This window comes from Rhodococcus sp. 05-2254-2 (assembly GCF_002259095.1).
Classification (GTDB): Bacteria; Actinomycetota; Actinomycetes; order Mycobacteriales; family Mycobacteriaceae; genus Rhodococcoides.
Genome location: NZ_NOZJ01000001.1, coordinates 1 through 17,596, shown reverse-complemented (window position 1 = coordinate 17,596; position 17,596 = coordinate 1). Strand labels below are relative to the sequence as shown.

Below are 17,596 nucleotides of genomic sequence, written 5' to 3'. Positions count from 1 at the left end.
TGCTGAACGGGGCTATATCGCGCGCACCTGACAAACGCGCGCGCATTCGCGGTCGCTGGGCGCAAGGCGCGAACTCACGGGCGTACAGCGGAATCCGTTACCTGCACAACGACATTCGTAGATCCGCGGGTACGCGAACCTGCGACAGCCGATGCTACGTCGGTTCCGGGCTGTTGCGAATGGACAGGGACGCAGCGGACGACCGGATGTGTTGTTCGGCCGACTTCATTGCGAGCTCTGCGTCACCGGCTTCGACGGCCGCCAGAATCTGCCGGTGTTCGGTATTCAGCTTGTCGGCCAACGAGTCCCAATCCTCGATCTCCAACAGCGCGGCGAGGATGGGCGCACGCATCGACTCCCGGATTGCTGCGGTGAGGGACGCGACGAAGTCGTTACCCGAGGCCTCGGCCAAGGCGATGTGAAAGTTCGTGTCGGCGTCGTTGAAGACCTCTCGGGTGACACCCCGCGCTGCCATGATTTCCACGGCGGCCCTCGCCTGCGCAAGCTTGTTCTGATCGGGGGCCACCGCGGCAAGGTGAACACTTGCCCGCTCGAGCGCAACTCGCGTGCTGATCAAGTCATCGATCCGAAAGTTGGTCAGCGCGACGTGCAGGCGAAGGAGACGTGTGAGTGCCGGCCGCGGCAGTGCCGCAACGAAGGTGCCGGCTCCGGGACCGGAACCCGGTGACGACCGCAGAATTCCACTGCTCTCGAGGACGCGCACGGCTTCACGGACCCCAGCCCGGCTGACGTCGAGCTGAGCTGCGAACTCCCGCTCGGGCGGCAGCGGATCCCCGACGCGGAGATCACCAGCCATGATGCGCTCCTCGATTGCGTCGATGACCAGCTCGTGCGCGCGGGCGCGCCGGACCGGCTTCCACGAAAGCGTTTCGTTATGCGTCCGTCCAGCGTCGTCTGCCATAGCGATCATCCAACCAGAAGTTGGTCTGTGCCTCGAGCCTCTTGACCCCATTGAGTGTGATCCATATCATTCTCTGTGTGGTCAGACCTCACACACCTTGAAGGTCTTGAATGGAGTAGCTGTGTACACACCCGATCTCGCACCGCTCGCGGACAGCATGGGATTGTCCGCAGCGGTGGCTTGCCTGCCGCTGTTGACGGTCTTCGTCACGCTCGGACTTCTTCGGTGGAAAGCCCACTTCGCCGGTCTGGCCGGGCTCGTCGTCGCATTGGCGGTGGCGGTTCTGGCCTACGACATGCCGGTGAACCTGGCCGGACTGTCGGCAACACAAGGCTTCGCCTTCGGGTTATTTCCCATCGTGTGGATCGTGATCTGTGCGATCTGGTTGTACGAGTTGACCGTGACGAGCGGACGGTTCGACGACCTGCGCCGCATCATCGATGCCATCTCCGACGATCCGCGTATCCAGGCGATCATCATCGCGTTCGGCTTCGGCGGGCTACTCGAAGCCCTCGCCGGATTCGGTGCTCCCGTCGCCATCACCGGTGTCATGCTTCTGGCCATCGGTTTCGCTCCGATGCGCGCAGCCGTCGTCGTGTTGCTCGCCAACACCGCGCCGGTCGCCTTCGGTGCCATCGGCATTCCGATCCTCACCGCCGGAAACTTGACGGGAATCGACTACCACGAGATCGGCGCGTACGTGGGTCACCAGACCCCGTTCATCGCCCTGTTCGTACCGCTGTTCATCGCGTTCCTCACCGATGGTCGACGCGGCGTCGCCCAGACGTGGCCGGTCGCACTGGCCGTCGGTGTCGTGTTCGCCGTCGCGCAGTGGGTCAGCGCAACCTGGATCTCGGTCGAGTTGACCGACATCATCGCCTCACTGGCGGGCATCGCCGCAGCAGTCGTGGTTCTGCGGTTCTGGAAGCCGACCGGATCCGATGAGGCGCGCGAACGCATCCTCCTGGCCAGAGATGCCGACCTCGATTCGGGGAGCTCCGGCACTGCGCCGGTCACGCCTGCGCCGGTCGCCACCCGCACCGTCGAGGCCGCGCCGCTGACGACCCAACGAGTGTGGCTCGCACTGTTCCCGTACCTGCTCGTCATCGCGGTGTTCTCCATGGCCAAGCTGTGGTCCCCGGTCGCCGGGTTCCTCGCCTCGACCGACATCGCCGTACCGTGGCCCGGTCTCGACGGCAACATCCTCACCGCCGCCGGTTCCCCCGCCACCACCACCATCTACAAGTTCACCTGGCTGTCCACGCCGGGAACACTGCTCCTGATCTGCGGTGTCATCGTCGCCGCCGTCTACCGCGTCAGCGCTCCCGACGCCGCCCGGCTGTTCGGAAGCACTCTGATCAAACTCCGATTCTCCGCACTCACGGTGGGCGCGGTTCTGGCGCTCGCCTACGTGATGAACCAGTCGGGGCAGACCATCACCATCGGAACCTGGATTGCCGGCACCGGCGCATTCTTCGCCTACCTCTCCCCGATTCTCGGGTGGCTGGGAACCGCGGTCACCGGCTCGGACACCAGCGCGAACGCGTTGTTCGCGACGCTGCAGCAGACTGCAGCGATCAACGCCGGCATCGACCCCACCCTGCTGGTCGCCGCCAACACCTCGGGTGGTGTGGTGGGAAAGATGATCAGCCCGCAGAATCTCGCCATCGCTGCTTCCGCGGTGGGGTTGGTCGGGCGGGAGTCCGAGATCTTCCGAAAAGTCATCGGGTGGAGCCTCGGCCTGCTGCTTGCGATCTGTCTCCTGGTCGGACTCCAGAGTTCGGTACTGGCCTGGATGCTCCCCTGACCCGTCGTCCCCACCACTCACCACAATCAGTCCACAGAATCGAGAACGTGACATGCCCATCACCCGGCAGATGCCCAAAGCTACCGATTTGCGCGAGGTCCTCTCGTTCAAAAAGCCCGATCTGAACCTGCGTCGCCGACGCCTCAGCGCCGCACTCACCATCGACGATCTCCGCACCATCGCACGTCGACGCACCCCACGGGCAGCATTCGATTACACCGACGGTGCCGCCGACGCCGAGATCTCGCTCTCGCGGGCTCGTCAGGCCTTCCGTGACGTCGAATTCCATCCCTCGATTCTGCGGGACGTCTCTCACGTCGACACCTCGACGACGGTGTTCGGCGGGCCGTCCGCGCTGCCGTTCGGCATCGCTCCGACGGGATTCACCCGCCTGATGCAGACCGAGGGCGAATACGCCGGTTCTGCCGCAGCCGGAGCTGCCGGAATCCCGTTCTGCCTCTCGACCCTGGGCACCACGTCGATCGAGGACGTCAAGGCCACCAATCCGAACGGACGAAACTGGTTCCAGCTCTACGTCATGCGCAACCGCGACATCTCGTTCGGGCTGGTCGAACGCGCCGCGAAGGCAGGCTTCGACACACTCCTGTTCACGGTCGACACGCCCGTAGCCGGATCACGACTGCGCGACAAGCGCAACGGATTCTCCATCCCGCCGCAGTTGACCGCGTCGACGATCGCCAACGCCATCCCGCGGCCCTGGTGGTGGTGGGACTTCCTCACCACGGCCAAGCTCGAATTCGCATCGCTGTCCTCTACCGGCGGCACGGTAGGAGAGCTGCTCAATTCAGCGATGGATCCATCGATCTCGTTCGAGGATCTCGACGTCATCCGAGGGATCTGGCCTGGCAAGCTGGTCGTCAAAGGTGTTCAGTCGGTGGCGGATTCGGTCCGTCTCGCCGAGCTGGGAGTCGACGGAATCATCCTGTCCAATCACGGAGGCCGACAACTCGATCGGGCCCCCGTTCCCTTCCACCTGCTGCCTCAGGTGGTGAGCGAAGTCGGCTCCGATTTCGAGGTCGCCGTCGACACGGGAATCATGCACGGTGCCGATATCGTCGCCTCCATCGCGATGGGAGCGTCGTTCACCCTCGTCGGACGCGCGTACCTGTACGGCCTGATGGCCGGAGGGCGAGCCGGCGTCGACCGCATGATCGAGATCCTGCGCGAAGAAATAGTCCGCACCATGCAACTGCTGCAGGTCAATTCACTCGCGGAACTGACCCCGGAGCACGTCACTCAACTCACTCGATTCGCTCCTCTACAGTCCGGGGCCCGCACCTTCACGACGCGCTGACCGCTGTAGGCCGGGGTTCGTGGCCTGGGTTCACGGCAAAGGCTCACGGCAAACGCGCGCGCATTCGCTGAACGCTCGCGAAATCGCTGGCCAGACGAGGCGAATCCCCGCGCACCTGACCAACGCGCGCGCATTTGCGAATTCGGCCAGCGGGCGAGGCGGACCGGGGCGGGCAAGCGGTCCGATCCTCACCCCGGACCCGCCCGCGCCGAGGCGATGGCGTCGGACATTCCGAAGCGACCGAGGAACACCGGTTGGCCCACCGTCACGATCACGTCCCACTCGGCGATCGTGCACTCTCGCAACACGGTCCCCATTCGCCCCGCCAAACCCCGCGCCGTCTCACACGCATCGGCCACTCCACGATCGAGGGCCCCCGCCCCGGCCAGCGCCGCGAGATCGGCCGCCGACTGCGCCTGATGACGCGCACCCACCGCCGAGCCGACGTGCATCACCATCACCACGACAACGATCAAGGCCGACATCGCCAGCGCCGCCAACACCGTCGCGCCACCTTCGTCATCACGCATCGCTCTTCCGAAAGCGAGCCTCATTCCGCGGCAATCGGTTCCGCAGCAGCGACCGCCTCCGCAGACAACGTCAACCCAGGCAGCGGACTCGCCACCTCCACCCGCGCGACGAAGAACTCCCCGTCCTCGGTCACCGTGATGCGAGCACCGTCCGGCGCGACCCTCTCCCCCACCGAGACAGCCCGGTTCGTATCCCCTCTGGCCGCCAACCGCGCCGCCTCCCTGGCCGCATCGACGCAGCCGATGTGCATCGTCACCGACACGATCGCCCCGATACAGACCACGATCACCGCGACGATGGACGCGATCGCGAACGCCGCCTCCACCGTCACGGCACCGTCGTCATCGGCCAGGATCAGACGGCTGTGTTCAGCGCTCGATCGATGATCCCCGTCAACGCCGTGACGATGCTGTCGCCGGTCACCACCGTGTACAGCACCGCCCCGAACGCCGCGGCCGCGATGGTCCCGATCGCGTACTCCGCGGTGGACATGCCATCGTCCTCCACGCCGAACAGAACGATTCGAGTCTTCAACTCCTGCAGTGCGTTCTCGATCATCTCGATTCCCCTCCCTGTTCTCCGATGCGGCAGTTCCGCAACGGAATTCTGTGTGCGCAGCGGTCACAGCAGACCGCCGCCAAGTACGTTGCCCGCCAGTCCGATCACCACGGGGATGATGCCGAGGCAGATGAAAGCGGGCAGAAAGCACAGGCCCAACGGCCCGCTGATCAGCACACCCGCGCGATCGGCCGCAGCGGCCGACGCGTCCTCGGCGCGAGTTCGTTGTGTCGCAGCGAGTTCCGTCATCGCCGACGCCATGGACGACCCGGCCCGGGCAGATCGGCGGGCCATCCTGGCCAGCGCCTCGGTTTCGGGATCCTGCGCGACGGCGTTCCACGCGGTCGCGGCGTCGGCACCGAGTTCGAGCAGATCGGCTGCCTTGCGGAGCGCGATACCGAACGAGGTCGGAGCGGAATGTGCTGCTGCCGCAGCGGCGGTCGATATCGGCAAGCCCGACCGCAGACAGGCGGCGAGCAGATCGAAGGTCGTGGCCACCGCGAGCGGGTCGGGTGTCGGCGTATCGACGGTGTCGGTGTCCGCCCGGCGCTCGGATGCCAGCCTGTGCAACCCACCCGAGACCGAGGGCAGCGTGATCGATGCCGTGGCCAGACACAGAACCGCCACCCACATCACGTCGTCACCTTGCCGGTGATCGCATCGGTCCACAGCAGTCCCGCACAGCCCAGCGCCGTGCCGATGAGCAGCAGCATTCCGCCGAGCCCACCGCCGAGCAGAATATGCAGCGGATCGGCTCCCATCAGCTGACCGAGAGCCACTCCGAGAATCGGCAAACCAGCCAGCACCAGCGCGGTGGCACGGGCACCGGCGAGCGATGCATCGGTTCGTTCGCGAAACCGTCGGCGTCCCAGCATGTCCTCGCGGACCGCGTCGAGCAGTTCGGCGAGCGCGAGCCCGTGCTCGTCTGCCACTCTCCATGCGGCGGCCAGCCGGCCGAGCTCGGCGTCCAACAACGAATCGGACGAAGCAATACCGTCGGCAGCCCTGCCGCCCAGTCGGGACCGCGATGCCGCACCGCGCAGTGCCGTCGACGCGATACCGCCGCATTCGTCGGCCGCGACCGCGCTGGCCGTGGCCGGATGGGATCCGACGCGTAGCTCTCCGATGACCACCTCGACTCCGGTTGCGAGCCAGTTCAATTCCTCGGCACGCCGGTCACGTTCGAGTCGCCGACGATAGCGACGCCATCCGGTACCGCCCGCCACCGCTGCTGCGCTCACGGCCCAGATTCCGCCGAACCACCACGCCGCCCCTGCCGCAAGCAGAACGCAGCAGGCCGGCACCAGCCATCGCGGCGCGGAGGAAGCCGCCCGTTCTTCACCAGACAACCGACGGAAACTGCTCGGCCACAGGGCAACCGCGAGGGCGAGGACCATCACCGACGCCGTCATCGCGCGTCACCGCAACGGCGGTCGAGCAGTTCGAGGAGCCGACCTTCGCCCGGCGTCGCGTCGGCAGTCACCGACCAGGCCGCCGCGATGTGCACTCGGCCGGTGGGATCGACGTCGACCACTCCGATCTCACGTAGCCGTCGAGTACCGTCGGAGCTGCGGTGGACGTGCAACACCACTTGGACCGCAGCGGCGAGTTGGCTGTGTAGCGCGTCTCTGCCCATTCCGCCCAGTGCCGCAAGGGCTTCGAGTCGGGCCGGTACCTCGGCCGGGGAATTCGCGTGAATGGTTCCGGCTCCGCCGTCGTGACCTGTATTGAGTGCCGTCATCAAGTCGATGACCTCGGCACCGCGCACTTCACCGACCACGAGACGATCGGGTCGCATTCGCAGGGCCTGACGCACCAGCTGCCGCACCGATACTTCACCCACGCCTTCGACATTGGGTGCGCGGGCCACCAGTCGGACCACGTGCGGATGAGCCGGGGCCAACTCGGCGGCGTCCTCGACGCAGACGATCCGTTCGGCCGGATCCACCTCGCCCAACAGTGCGGCCAAGAGCGTAGTTTTTCCCGCGCCGGTACCGCCGACAACGAGAAATGCCAGGCGGCCGAACATGATTCGACGCAGCAGCTCGTACCCGTCTGCGGTCACGGCTCCCGATGCACGGAGCGCAGCGAGTCCCTGCGTCGCGGGTCGCAGCACCCGAAGCGAGACACACGTTCCTCCGCTCGCCACCGGTGCCAGTACCGCGTGCAAGCGGACGCCGAAGGCCCCCTGCCCGACGCCCGGCAATCGACCGTCGACCCAAGGCTGCGCGTCGTCCAAGCGGCGGCCGGCCGACAACGCGAGTCGCTGCGCCAAACGACGTACGGCAGCCTCGTCGGCGAATCGGATGCCGGTGCGCTCGAGTCCGCGACCACGATCGATCCACACCTGATCCGGTGCGGTGACCAGCACATCGGTCACTCCGGGCTCGGACAGCAGCGGCTCCAACGGCCCCGCACCGGTCAGCTCGGTCTGCAGAACACGAAGGGCCGCAAGCATATCGGTGTCGCCGATCACCCCGCCTGCTTCCGCTCGAATCGCCGCGGCGACGGTCGCGGGAACCGGAGCATCGGCCGATGCCGCCAGGCGATCACGGACGCGGTCGAGCAGATCCGCGGTGACGACGGCGCTCATGCCGCCCACCGCTGACCACCGGGCTTGTGCGCGAACGTATCGAGCACAGCGTCGGCTGCCGCGGCCAGCGGCGAACGTCGGCCCAGCACCAGTCCTCCTCGTTCGAGGCGCTCGGCCAACGCGGGCTCGGCGCGCATCGAGGTCAGCAGCGGAAGACCGAGGGCGACGGCGATGTCGTCTGCCCTCAGCCCACCCGGCGCAGGCCCACGAACGACCAGGCCGACGTTGGCGTTTCGATCCACGACCTGCGCTGCCACCGCCTCAGCCGACGTCACGGCTCGCAGTTCGGCCGGAAGTACCAGCACGACGAGATCCGCCGCGGCGTACAGAGCGTCGGAGACGTCGCTCGGATGGCGCGGAGCGTCGCACACCACCAGATCTCCCGCTGCGCGTCCTGCATCGACCACAGCCGCCACTGCAACGGCCGAGAGTCCGACACCCCGGTCCTGGGATCGGCCGAGCGCCAGCACCGACAACCCGCCGCGGGAAGGCAGCGCCCCGTGCAGAGCGTCGCCGGAGACTCGGCCGCCTTCGACGACCAAGCCGGACCATCGCAGACCCGGAGCGTTCTCCCAGCCGAGTAACAGGTCGAGGCCGCTGCCGTACCGATCACCCTCGACGAGGAGGGCACGTCGGTCCGAGCGGCTGCTGCGGAGTCCGAGTGCGGCGGCGAATGTCGATGCGCCCGCGCCACCGCGAGCGCCGACCACGGCGATCACTCCACCGTCTCCCGACGGCACCGATGCGGGTTCGCCGAGTATGCGCACGAGTGCGTCTTCGTCCTGCGGCAGTGAGAGCACATGCTCGGCACCGAGCGATGTGGCGATGCGCCAGTCGTCGAGTGTCGGTTGCTCGTCCGTGACCAGAATGACGCGCGAGCGTCGCGAAAATCCGGACGCCAATGCCGTCTCTGCGGACTCGAAATCGACCAAAATTGTTCCGGGTCGGTCCCACATCGACCGTGCCGAACCGATACCGACCAGTAAGTTCGGCTCTTCCACAACACAATCCGCGGCCGCGGCTATTCGATAGACGTCCTCGCGGAGTCCGCGAAGTTCGATCGACATCGCCACAGTCGGGTGCGCGATTCGCTGTCGCGGGTCCGTTTCCATGCGCCAAGCCTGCGTGAGAATCTGCTCGAGGTGCGCGCGACTTGGCAAAATGTGGATAGATCGGGGCCTGTGGATGAATACCGGTACTGCTGTACCAGTTTTTGCCCCGACCCCGAAAAGAGGACGACCCTCGCCAGGGGGGGAGGAGGCGAGGGTCGTCTGGTTCAGCCCCGGGGGGTCGGGCTGAACACCGCCCGGAATGAACCGGGCTCATAGCAAATACTACACCCGTGGACTTCCTTGTTTGCAAGTTCAACCGTCGCTTTTTCTCGACGGTTTCGGACCGAGTCCGCCAGTGGCGCCGCGCAACATCCACCGGTCACCACCGGCCACTATGGTGACAAACGTGACCCAGAGCGCGAGCACCGACGACGCCCCGGCCGGCCGACGCGCAGCGCGCGTCGCGGCATTCTTCGACCTCGACAAGACGATCATCGCCAAGTCCAGCACGTTGGCATTCAGCAGACCGTTCTTCGACCAAGGACTCATCAACCGGCGCGCCGTTCTCAAGAGCAGCTACGCCCAGTTCCTGTTCCTGCTCTCCGGAGCCGATCACGACCAGATGGAGCGCATGCGCGCACACATCGCGAGCATGACCGCCGGCTGGGACGTCGAACAGGTACGAGCGGTCGTCGCCGAAACCCTGCACGACATCGTCGACCCCCTCGTGTTCGCCGAAGCCGCCGACCTGATCGCAGACCACAAGCTCCGCGGCCACGATGTGGTGATCGTGTCGGCGTCCGGCGACGAGATCGTGCACCCCATCGCAGAACTCCTGGGTGCCGATCACAGCATGGCCACCACGATGGTGACCGTGGACGGCAAGTACATCGGCAAAGTCGACTTCTACTGCTACGGCGAGGGCAAGGTCGACGCCATGAACTCCCTGGCCGCGCAACATGATTACGACTTGGCGTCGAGCTACGCGTACTCGGACTCGATCACCGACGTGCCGATGCTGCGCGCCGTCGGGCATCCCACGGCCGTCAACCCCGACCGAGCGCTGCGCAAGGAAGCCGCGTCCCGCGGCTGGCCGATCCTCACGTTCTCCAACCCGGTCTCGCTGCGATCACGGATCCAGACCCCGTCCGGCAAGACCGTAGCGGCAAGTGCGGCAGCAGGTTTCAGCGCTCTTGCGGCCGGCGCGATCACCTACGGACTGCTCCGAAGAAAAAGATGACGCTCAACCCCTTGATGTGAGGCGCGTCACGGGGTACAAATGACGTACGGAAGAACGGAAGGCCAAGAACGAATCGGAAGAGAAGATTCGCTCTCCCGACCGGGATTCCCAGCACGGACACCAGGCACCCACGCGGAGCGGCCACCTAATGGCAGAAGCGCTGTGGGCCTGCGAGATTCGTCGATGATCAGCAAGAACCCTGCACCGGTTGCAGGGATGACCTCATCACCGTCGAACCCTCGCCGAGGCCACGTGGTTTTCCATCACAGCCCACCTGAGCACGCTTGGTAACCAGGCGCTCCGTGCTAACGGGCGGCGAAGTCGACGCAAGTCGGCATCGCCGCCCTTTTATGTGCTCGCTGCTGCAGGCTCCGCTCGCGGCCCTTTTATGCGCTCGCTACACCGCGGCTTCGGCAATCGAAGTCGCTTCTGCCGCACCGGCTTCGAAGGCTCCACAGCACAGGATCACCCAACTCCCGACGCCCGTCGCGGTGCCCTCGGCGAATCCGGTCGCGCCGTCCCGGTAGGCATTTGCTCGACGCATCCAGCTCACTTCCGGCACTCCGAGGTTGTGGGGGTCGAAGCCCGACGACGCCGCCACCAGTCTCGATGCAGCCCGCGCAACGATGCCGTCGGCCGATCCGAAAGCTTTGAGCGTCAACAACTCACCGTGCACCACCGCCGCGATCACCGGAGCGGGTGCAGAGGTTCCACCGGTCACGAGCTGAGCGAGCAGATCGAGTCGCTCGCCGACCCCCGCATCACCGCGCGGACGACCGAGCGCGGAGGCGTCGTCGACGAGATCTGCAGCTGCCAACAAGTGGAGTCGAGCCAGGGTCTGCAGCGGAGCGCGCTTCCACGTCGAGAGCGTGTTCTGCAGGGCGTCGCCATCGAGGGCGGCCGCGACTCGAAGCGCGCCGGCGAGTACGGGGTCGCCTTCTTCGCCCTCGCGGGGGAAATCCATCGACCCGCCCTCGAGTGACGAGGACGAGCGGGCCGCGCGGACCGCGGCCTCGGCCGCGGTGGCCGGCCAGCCACGACGGTTGGCCTTGTGTCGATGCACCGCGCCGAGAGCGTCACGCGCCCGTTCGGCGGAGTCGACAACTCCGGGCAATTCCAGCAGCGGGGCGAGGGGGTCCGTCACGACAGACGACGGTACCCCCTCCCCTTGCCTTTACTTTGCCCCTGCCGCCAACAGCTCGGCGCGGGCCTGGCGACGCTTGGCCTGTTCGGCCGGGTCGGGCACCGGGACGGCCGCGAGCAACCGCTTGGTGTACTCGTTGGTCGGACGACGCAGAATCTGATCCGTCGTACCGAACTCGGCGAGTTTGCCCTTGTTCAGCACCGCTATGCGCTTGGCCAGTACCTCCACCACAGCGAGGTCGTGGCTGATGAACAGGCACGCGAAGCCGTACTCACGCTGTAGTTCCTTGAACAGCTCGAGCACCTTGGCCTGCACCGACACGTCGAGTGCGGACGTCGGTTCGTCGGCCACCAGCAGCGTCGGCTCCAGGGCGAGCGCCCGGGCGATACCGACGCGCTGACGCTGCCCACCGGACAACTGGTGGGGGTAGCGGTTGCGCATGGTCCGCGACAGGTGAACCCGGTCGAGCAGTTCCTCGACCTTTCGATTTCGGTCTGCAGCACTGTGCTCGGTGTGCAACAGCATCGGCTCGGCAATGGACTGGCCGATCGGCCAGCGCGGGTTCAGCGACGAACCCGGATCCTGGAACACGATGCCGACCTTGCTTCGCACCGACCGCAGTTCGCGATTCGACAGGTTGGTGATGTCGACGCCTGCGATCGACAACGAGCCGCCGGTGAGCTTGTTCAGTCCCACCACGGCCTTACCGATCGTGGACTTGCCCGAGCCGGACTCACCGACGAGGCCGACCACCTCACCCATCTCGATGTCGAGGCTGACCCCGTCGACGGCCCGGAACACGGTGCGGCCCGGGTACTCGATGACACCGTCGACGATGCTCAGAGCCCGGGTCTCCTCGACGGCACTGGGCTCGGCGATCTTCCCCGCGGTCACGGCCTCGATGCTGCTGCCCAGGTGTGGAACCGAGGCGAGCAACTGCTGCGTGTACGGATGCGACGCGTTCTTGAATATGGTTTGCGCAGCGTCTGTTTCGACGATGACGCCGTCCTTCATCACCGCGATGCGGTCGGCCATGTCGGCCACCACACCCATGTCGTGAGTGATGAGGACGATCGACGCGTCGATGCGGTTCCGGAGATCACGCATCAGGTCGAGGATCTCTGCCTGCACCGTCACGTCCAGGGCCGTGGTCGGCTCGTCCGCGATCAGCAACGACGGATCCGAGGACAGCGCCTGGGCGATCATCGCGCGCTGACGCTGACCACCGGAGAGCTGGTGCGGGTAGAAGTTGACCCGCGTCTCCGGATCCGGCATCTCGACGAGCTTGAGCAGCTCGACGGCCCGCGCTTTAGCTTCCTTCTTCGACAGCGAGGTGTGCGCGCGGATGGCCTCGGTGATCTGCCAGCCGATCGAGTACACCGGATTGAGCGCCGTCATGGGCTCCTGGAAGATCACCGCGACGTTCTTGCCGCGGATGGGTGCGAGCTGCTTCTCGGGCAGCCCGACCAGCTCTTTCTCGCCCAGCTTGATGCTGCCGGACACCCGCGAATTATCGGCCAGCAGGCCCGGGACGGCCATCGCCGTCGTCGACTTACCGGATCCGGATTCACCGACTATGGCGAGAACTTCACCGGAGGCGACCGTGAACGAGACGGTGTCGACCGCCTTGCGCCAGACCTTCTCGACCTCGAACTCGACCGTCAGATCGGTGACGCTCAGAACCGTGTCCTTCTGAATACTCATGTCAGTTCCGTTTCGGATCGAGTGCGTCACGGAGTGCGTCGCCGAGCATGATGAACGCCAGCACCGTGACGGAGAGGAACGCGGCCGGGAACAGCACCAGGTGCGGTGACGTGAGGAACCTGGCTTGACCGAGGTTGATCTGTAGGCCCCAGGAGATCTCGGGGGCTTGCAATCCGATTCCGAGGAACGTCAATGTCGCCTCGGCCGCGATGAACGTACCCACCGAGATCGTGGCGTAGATGATCACCGGGGCCAGCGCGTTGGGAAGGATGTGTCGCACCAGAATGCGGTAGGTCGACGCTCCCAATGCCTGTGCCGCCTGGACGTATTCACTGTTCTTGATGGAGATCACCGACGATCGCACCAGGCGCATCGCCGTCATCCAACCGAAGGCCACCAGGGCCAACGACACGGTGAAGATGGTGCGCTGGGCGGTGACGGTGAGCAGGATCAGAGCACCGAGCAGCAGCGGAATCCCGAAGAACACGTCGGTGAAGCGCGCCAGGATGCTGTCGATCGCACCGCCGAAGTAGCCGGCGAGAGCACCGATGAGGACGCCGATGATCAGCACGCCGATCACCGAGAGCACACCGATCGACAGCGAGATCCGCGCACCGTAGATGACGTTGGCGTAGTAGTCGCAGCCCTGGATGTCGGTGCCGAACCAGTGTGCTGCACTGGGTTTTTGACCGGAATCGGACAGCGAGCACACTCGCGGATCGATGCCGCGGGCGAACAGCTGCGGGAACACCGCCATGACCAACAGCACCAACAGCAGGAACGTGCCGATGATGAAGAACGGGCTCTTGCGCAGGTACTTCCACGCGTTGCCCCACAGGCTGGCCTGACCGACCAGCTCGACGGCCTCGCCGGTGACGACGTTTCCGGGCTGGCCCTCGTCCGCGGCGTGCTGAGCTGCGCTCGAATCTTCTTTATTCATAGCGAATCCTTGGATCGAGAACCGCGTAGAGAACGTCCACCACGAGGTTGAAGAAGATGTAGAAGAACACGAAGAGCGTCACGATGCCGACGACGACGGCACCTTCCTGACGGGCGAGACCGTCGTAGATGGCGCGGCCGAGCCCGGGCAGGTTGAACACCGTTTCGGTCACGATGGCACCGCCCAGCAGACCACCGACGTCGGCACCGATGAAGGTGACAACAGGAATCAGCGAGTTGCGCAACGCATGTCGAACGATGATGCGCCGGTTGCTGATTCCCTTCGACTTCGCGGTGCGGATGTAATCCGCGGCCATCGACTCGGCCACCGAGGTGCGGGTCAGACGAGCCACGTACGCCATCGACAGCGACGCGAGCACCAGGCCGGGAAGCAGGTAACTCGACCAGCCGTCGTTGATGCCGGAGATCGGGAAGAGCCCCAACTTGAGACCGAGGGTGAACTGGGCGATGAAGCCGAGAACGAACACCGGCACCGACACCAGCAGCGTCGTCGAGATGAGCACGAGGTTGTCGAAGAAGGATCCGCGCTTGAGGGCGGCGAGCACGCCTGCAGCGATGCCCATGATCGTTTCGATGACGACGGCCACGATGGTCAACCGGACTGTCACCGGGAGCGCCCGCTCGATGGTGTCGAGAACGGGGCGTCCGGAGAAGTCGGTACCGAAATCGCCCTGGAAGAAGCCGGCGATGTACTTGAAGTACTGCACGAACAGGTTGTCGTCGAGGTTGAACTCGTCTCGCAACTGGGCGACGACGCCCGGGGCGAGGGGGCGATCTCCGGCGAGGGCGCGGATGGGATCACCCGGCAGCGCGTAGACCATCGCGAAGATCAAGAACGAGGAGCCGATCAGGACGGGAATCGTCAGCAGTAATCGGCGAGTGATGTAGCGACCCACTGTGTGTCTTCTCCTTGAACAAGGGACGAACCTGCACCTCGGGTCTTGCCGGCGCAGGTCGGTGTGGGGCGGATGCGCCCCACGGTTGAACGAGACCCGGTGGGTGACAGCCCATCACGCTCGGCTGCCACCCACCTGGGTGTGTCGTCAGCTGACTACGACGTCCTCGAGGATGATGTTGCCTCGGTTGTCGATCTTGACGTCGGAGACGCGATCGGACCACACAGCCTGGTTCAGGCCGTAGAACAGCGGAGTAGCGGGCATCTGGTCGATCAGGATGTCCTCTGCCTTCTGGTAGTCCGCGGTTGCAGCGTCGATGTCTGCAGCGTTGTTGCCTTCGGCCAGCGCGGCGTCGAATGCCGGATCGTTGAAGAAGACGTAGTTGCTACCTGCAGGCGGGGTTGCGGCTGCCGAGTACAACGGGGAGAGGAAGTTGTAGATCGACGGGTAGTCCATGATCCAGCCCGAACGGAACGGGCCGGTCATGCCCTGAGCGTCCTGCAGCGGCAGGTACTGCGCGAACTGGAGGTCACCGCGCAGTGCGTAGTTCACGCCCAGGTTGTCACGCAACTGGTTGCCCACGGCGGTCATCCACGAGTCGTGGCCCGCACCGGCGTTGAACCACAGATCCACCGGCTGGCTGCGGTCGAATCCGGCCTCGTCGAGCAGACGGTTGGCCTCGTCCGCGTTGAGCTCGCAGTTGGCACCGCAGGCGTCCTCGCGGTAGCCGTCGACGACGGGCGATGCGAAAGATCCTGCCGGAGTGCGGGTATCGGTGAAGATCGCGGTCGCGATGGCCTGGCGATCGATGGCCATCGAGAATGCCTTACGCACGTTCGGATCCTGGAATCGCGGATCGTACGTCGGGAAGCCGAGCGAGGTGATGTCGGGACGTGCGCGCTCGCCGTACCGGTCACCGAACGTGTCGCGGGCAGTGGCCCATGCGTCCTCGGGGAGGTCGAGCATGACGTCGAGTCCGCCACCCTGAACGTCGTTGTAGCCGGTGCTCACCTCGGTGTAGACCTTGAAGTTGACGCCTGCGGACTGTGCCGCATTGTCGCCTGCGTAATCGTCGTACTTGGTGACGGTGAATCCCTGTCCGGGAACGAAGTCCTCGTCGGCCTTGAACGGGCCGTTACCGATCGGGCGAGCGCCGTAGGCGTCGGGGTCGGCATAGAACGCCTCGGGCAGCGGGTCGAATGCGGTGTATCCCAGCGTGAGCGGGAAGATCGCGAACGGTCCGTTGAGCTTGACGGTGAAGGTCGTGTCGTCGACGACGCTCAGGCCGCTCAGTTCGGTCGCGACGGGCTCGGCGGTGTCGCTGCCCTGCAGGTCTGCGTAGCCTTCGATGTTCTCGAAGAAGTAGGAGGCACCGAAAGCGTTGGTACTCAACGCGTTGTAGCTCCAGGCTTTGGTGTAGGACTCGGCCGTGACGGGGGTGCCGTCGTGGAAGGTCCAGCCGTCCTTGAGCTTGACCGTCCAGGTGGTGTTGTCCTCGGACTCGACGGACTCGGCAACTCCGTTGTACTCGACGCTGTTGTCCTCGTCGTTGAACGTGACCAACGGAGTGAAGAGCGCCTCGAGAACCTGGCTGCCCTCGCTCTCGGTGGTATTGCCCGGAATCAGCGGGTTCTCGGGCTCGCCGATGTAGATGCTGTAGATACCGTCGGCGCTACCGCCGGAGCTCGAGCCTCCGCCGCCACAGGCGGCGAGCAGGCTCGCACTCATCAGCACAGCCGTGGTGACTACCGCGGCACGTTTGATACGCAAGAAAATCCTCCATCCAGATGTGAACACGGGGTCGTCCGTGCTCAGTTCCTCGGGCGCGACGCCCGGGGATTCGTGGGCGACCGCATGGCACGGCAGGTGGGCCGTTCCAACGATCTGATGGGATGGACTTTAGACACATCCTGAAACGAACATGTGAACTCCCCCAGATTTTGCTGACCCGTGAGTAAGCCGGAAACATGATCGAAACGTTTCGGCAAGTCGATTTCTCACAGTTCGGACATCGGCGTCGCCCGGGGTGCACGCCGGCGGTCCCGATTACCGCCCAGCGTGCAGAAACTACCGATCACCGCAGATCAGGGGGTTGCAGGCGATTGCAACGGTGCGATTGCCATCACATGTGACTACCCTCACAAGGGGCTCGAGACAGGCACGGAAGTGCAGTTTCATGAGCGAAATGCACCGGACGAAAGTGAGCTATTCGAGATGACGACCAGTACCTCCGGAACCGACGAGACCGCGGTTGCCTCCTACGCGCCCTCGGCCGAGTTCGCCGCTCAGGCCAACGCCGGAGCCGACCTCTACGCCGCCGCGGAGAACGATCGACTCGGCTTCTGGGCCGAGCAGGCTCGCCGACTCCACTGGCACACCCCGTTCACCGAGGTACTCGACTGGTCCGACGCCCCCGTCGCCAAGTGGTTCGCCGACGGCGAGCTCAACGTCGCCTACAACTGCGTCGACCGCCACGTGATCGATGGTCACGGCGACCAGGTGGCCATCCACTGGGAAGGCGAACCCGGCGACAGCCGCGACGTCACCTACTCCGATCTGCTCGCGGACGTCAGCCAGGCCGCCAACACCCTGACCGAACTCGGCCTCGTCTCCGGCGACCGCGTCGCGATCTACATGCCCATGATTCCCGAGGCCATCGTCTCGATGCTCGCGTGCGCCCGCCTCGGACTGACCCACTCCGTCGTCTTCGCCGGCTTCTCGGCCACCGCGCTGCGCTCGCGCATCGACGATGCCGAAGCCAAACTCGTCATCACGACCGACGGTCAGTGGCGACGCGGCAAGCCCGCTCCCATCAAGGACACCGTCGACGAAGCCGTCGACGGCGCCGCCGGCAGTGCATTCGAGAACGCTGCC

General features: G+C 65.4%; 17 protein-coding genes. 4 read left to right on the top strand and 13 right to left on the bottom strand.

What is annotated here, in order from left to right; all coding sequences use genetic code 11:
• Window positions 1-154: 154 nt before the first annotated feature.
• A complete protein-coding gene (locus tag CH283_RS00085) occupies window positions 155-922 on the bottom strand; it encodes a FadR/GntR family transcriptional regulator (RefSeq protein ID WP_094638631.1) in 768 nt (255 codons plus the stop codon).
• 157 nt (window positions 923-1,079) lie between these two features.
• Between CH283_RS00085 and CH283_RS00080 the strand changes: the two genes are divergently transcribed.
• Window positions 1,080-2,729, top strand: coding sequence for an L-lactate permease (locus tag CH283_RS00080; RefSeq protein WP_217901085.1), 1,650 nt, complete (start codon window positions 1,080-1,082; stop codon window positions 2,727-2,729).
• Window positions 2,730-2,781: 52 nt separating this feature from the next.
• Window positions 2,782-4,044, top strand: a complete 1,263-nt coding sequence (locus tag CH283_RS00075) for an alpha-hydroxy acid oxidase (RefSeq protein WP_094638629.1) — start codon at window positions 2,782-2,784, stop codon at window positions 4,042-4,044.
• Window positions 4,045-4,232: 188 nt separating this feature from the next.
• Here CH283_RS00075 and CH283_RS00070 read toward each other — a convergent pair whose 3' ends face one another.
• The 7 genes from CH283_RS00070 to ssd all read right to left on the bottom strand — a co-directional run bounded on the left by CH283_RS00070 (window position 4,233) and on the right by ssd (window position 8,838).
• Entirely contained in the window at window positions 4,233-4,574 is a 342-nt protein-coding gene (locus CH283_RS00070) for an Rv3654c family TadE-like protein (protein WP_094638628.1), read from the bottom strand.
• 20 nt (window positions 4,575-4,594) lie between these two features.
• Window positions 4,595-4,906: a TadE family type IV pilus minor pilin gene (locus tag CH283_RS00065; RefSeq protein WP_094638627.1), complete on the bottom strand. Its 312-nt coding sequence runs from the start codon at window positions 4,904-4,906 to the stop codon at window positions 4,595-4,597.
• Window positions 4,907-4,929: 23 nt separating this feature from the next.
• A complete protein-coding gene (locus CH283_RS00060) occupies window positions 4,930-5,133 on the bottom strand; it encodes a DUF4244 domain-containing protein (protein ID WP_068054150.1) in 204 nt (67 codons plus the stop codon).
• 63 nt (window positions 5,134-5,196) lie between these two features.
• Window positions 5,197-5,769, bottom strand: coding sequence for a type II secretion system F family protein (locus CH283_RS00055; RefSeq protein WP_255183027.1), 573 nt, complete (start codon window positions 5,767-5,769; stop codon window positions 5,197-5,199).
• Window positions 5,766-6,545 (bottom strand): type II secretion system F family protein, encoded by a 780-nt coding sequence (locus CH283_RS00050; protein ID WP_094638625.1) that lies wholly within the window; start codon window positions 6,543-6,545, stop codon window positions 5,766-5,768. Before CH283_RS00050 ends, CH283_RS00055 begins: the two co-directional genes overlap by 4 nt.
• Entirely contained in the window at window positions 6,542-7,726 is a 1,185-nt protein-coding gene (locus CH283_RS00045; RefSeq protein ID WP_094638662.1) for a TadA family conjugal transfer-associated ATPase, read from the bottom strand. Before CH283_RS00045 ends, CH283_RS00050 begins: the two co-directional genes overlap by 4 nt.
• Window positions 7,723-8,838 (bottom strand): septum site-determining protein Ssd, encoded by a 1,116-nt coding sequence (ssd, locus tag CH283_RS00040; RefSeq protein WP_094638624.1) that lies wholly within the window; start codon window positions 8,836-8,838, stop codon window positions 7,723-7,725. Before ssd ends, CH283_RS00045 begins: the two co-directional genes overlap by 4 nt.
• A gap of 334 nt (window positions 8,839-9,172) precedes the next feature.
• Between ssd and CH283_RS00035 the strand changes: the two genes are divergently transcribed.
• Window positions 9,173-10,018: an HAD family hydrolase gene (locus CH283_RS00035; protein WP_373454860.1), complete on the top strand. Its 846-nt coding sequence runs from the start codon at window positions 9,173-9,175 to the stop codon at window positions 10,016-10,018.
• A 397-nt stretch (window positions 10,019-10,415) separates the two neighbouring features.
• On the opposite strand, the gene CH283_RS00030 is transcribed toward CH283_RS00035, so the two are convergent.
• The 5 genes from CH283_RS00030 to CH283_RS00010 form a co-directional block, all read right to left on the bottom strand.
• On the bottom strand, window positions 10,416-11,162 hold the full coding sequence (locus CH283_RS00030; protein ID WP_094638623.1) for an oxidoreductase: 747 nt from the start codon (window positions 11,160-11,162) through the stop codon (window positions 10,416-10,418).
• A 30-nt stretch (window positions 11,163-11,192) separates the two neighbouring features.
• On the bottom strand, window positions 11,193-12,866 hold the full coding sequence (locus CH283_RS00025) for an ABC transporter ATP-binding protein (protein ID WP_094638622.1): 1,674 nt from the start codon (window positions 12,864-12,866) through the stop codon (window positions 11,193-11,195).
• Between the two features lies 1 nt (window position 12,867).
• Window positions 12,868-13,806 (bottom strand): ABC transporter permease, encoded by a 939-nt coding sequence (locus CH283_RS00020; protein ID WP_094638621.1) that lies wholly within the window; start codon window positions 13,804-13,806, stop codon window positions 12,868-12,870.
• Window positions 13,799-14,722: an ABC transporter permease gene (locus CH283_RS00015; RefSeq protein ID WP_094638620.1), complete on the bottom strand. Its 924-nt coding sequence runs from the start codon at window positions 14,720-14,722 to the stop codon at window positions 13,799-13,801. The genes CH283_RS00020 and CH283_RS00015 overlap by 8 nt, the downstream gene beginning before the upstream one ends.
• Before the next feature lie 147 nt (window positions 14,723-14,869).
• Window positions 14,870-16,492, bottom strand: coding sequence for a peptide ABC transporter substrate-binding protein (locus tag CH283_RS00010; RefSeq protein WP_094638619.1), 1,623 nt, complete (start codon window positions 16,490-16,492; stop codon window positions 14,870-14,872).
• A 444-nt stretch (window positions 16,493-16,936) separates the two neighbouring features.
• Here CH283_RS00010 and CH283_RS00005 point away from each other — a divergent pair.
• A partial coding sequence (locus CH283_RS00005; protein ID WP_141216246.1) for an AMP-binding protein occupies window positions 16,937-17,596 on the top strand: 660 nt, incomplete at its 3' end.

Bases quoted from the DNA above. Each gene is read 5' to 3' on its own strand.
- CH283_RS00070 (WP_094638628.1), bottom strand. From the start codon at position 4,574: ATGCGTGATGACGAAGGTGGCGCGACGGTGTTGGCGGCGCTGGCGATG.
- CH283_RS00020 (WP_094638621.1), bottom strand. From the start codon at position 13,806: ATGAATAAAGAAGATTCGAGCGCAGCTCAGCACGCCGCGGACGAGGGC.
- CH283_RS00075 (WP_094638629.1), top strand. From the start codon at position 2,782: ATGCCCATCACCCGGCAGATGCCCAAAGCTACCGATTTGCGCGAGGTC.
- CH283_RS00080 (WP_217901085.1), top strand. From the start codon at position 1,080: ATGGGATTGTCCGCAGCGGTGGCTTGCCTGCCGCTGTTGACGGTCTTC.
- CH283_RS00050 (WP_094638625.1), bottom strand. From the start codon at position 6,545: ATGACGGCGTCGGTGATGGTCCTCGCCCTCGCGGTTGCCCTGTGGCCG.
- CH283_RS00025 (WP_094638622.1), bottom strand. From the start codon at position 12,866: ATGAGTATTCAGAAGGACACGGTTCTGAGCGTCACCGATCTGACGGTC.
- CH283_RS00085 (WP_094638631.1), bottom strand. From the start codon at position 922: ATGGCAGACGACGCTGGACGGACGCATAACGAAACGCTTTCGTGGAAG.
- ssd (WP_094638624.1), bottom strand. From the start codon at position 8,838: ATGGAAACGGACCCGCGACAGCGAATCGCGCACCCGACTGTGGCGATG.
- CH283_RS00035 (WP_373454860.1), top strand. From the start codon at position 9,173: ATGGTGACAAACGTGACCCAGAGCGCGAGCACCGACGACGCCCCGGCC.
- CH283_RS00060 (WP_068054150.1), bottom strand. From the start codon at position 5,133: ATGATCGAGAACGCACTGCAGGAGTTGAAGACTCGAATCGTTCTGTTC.
- CH283_RS00045 (WP_094638662.1), bottom strand. From the start codon at position 7,726: ATGAGCGCCGTCGTCACCGCGGATCTGCTCGACCGCGTCCGTGATCGC.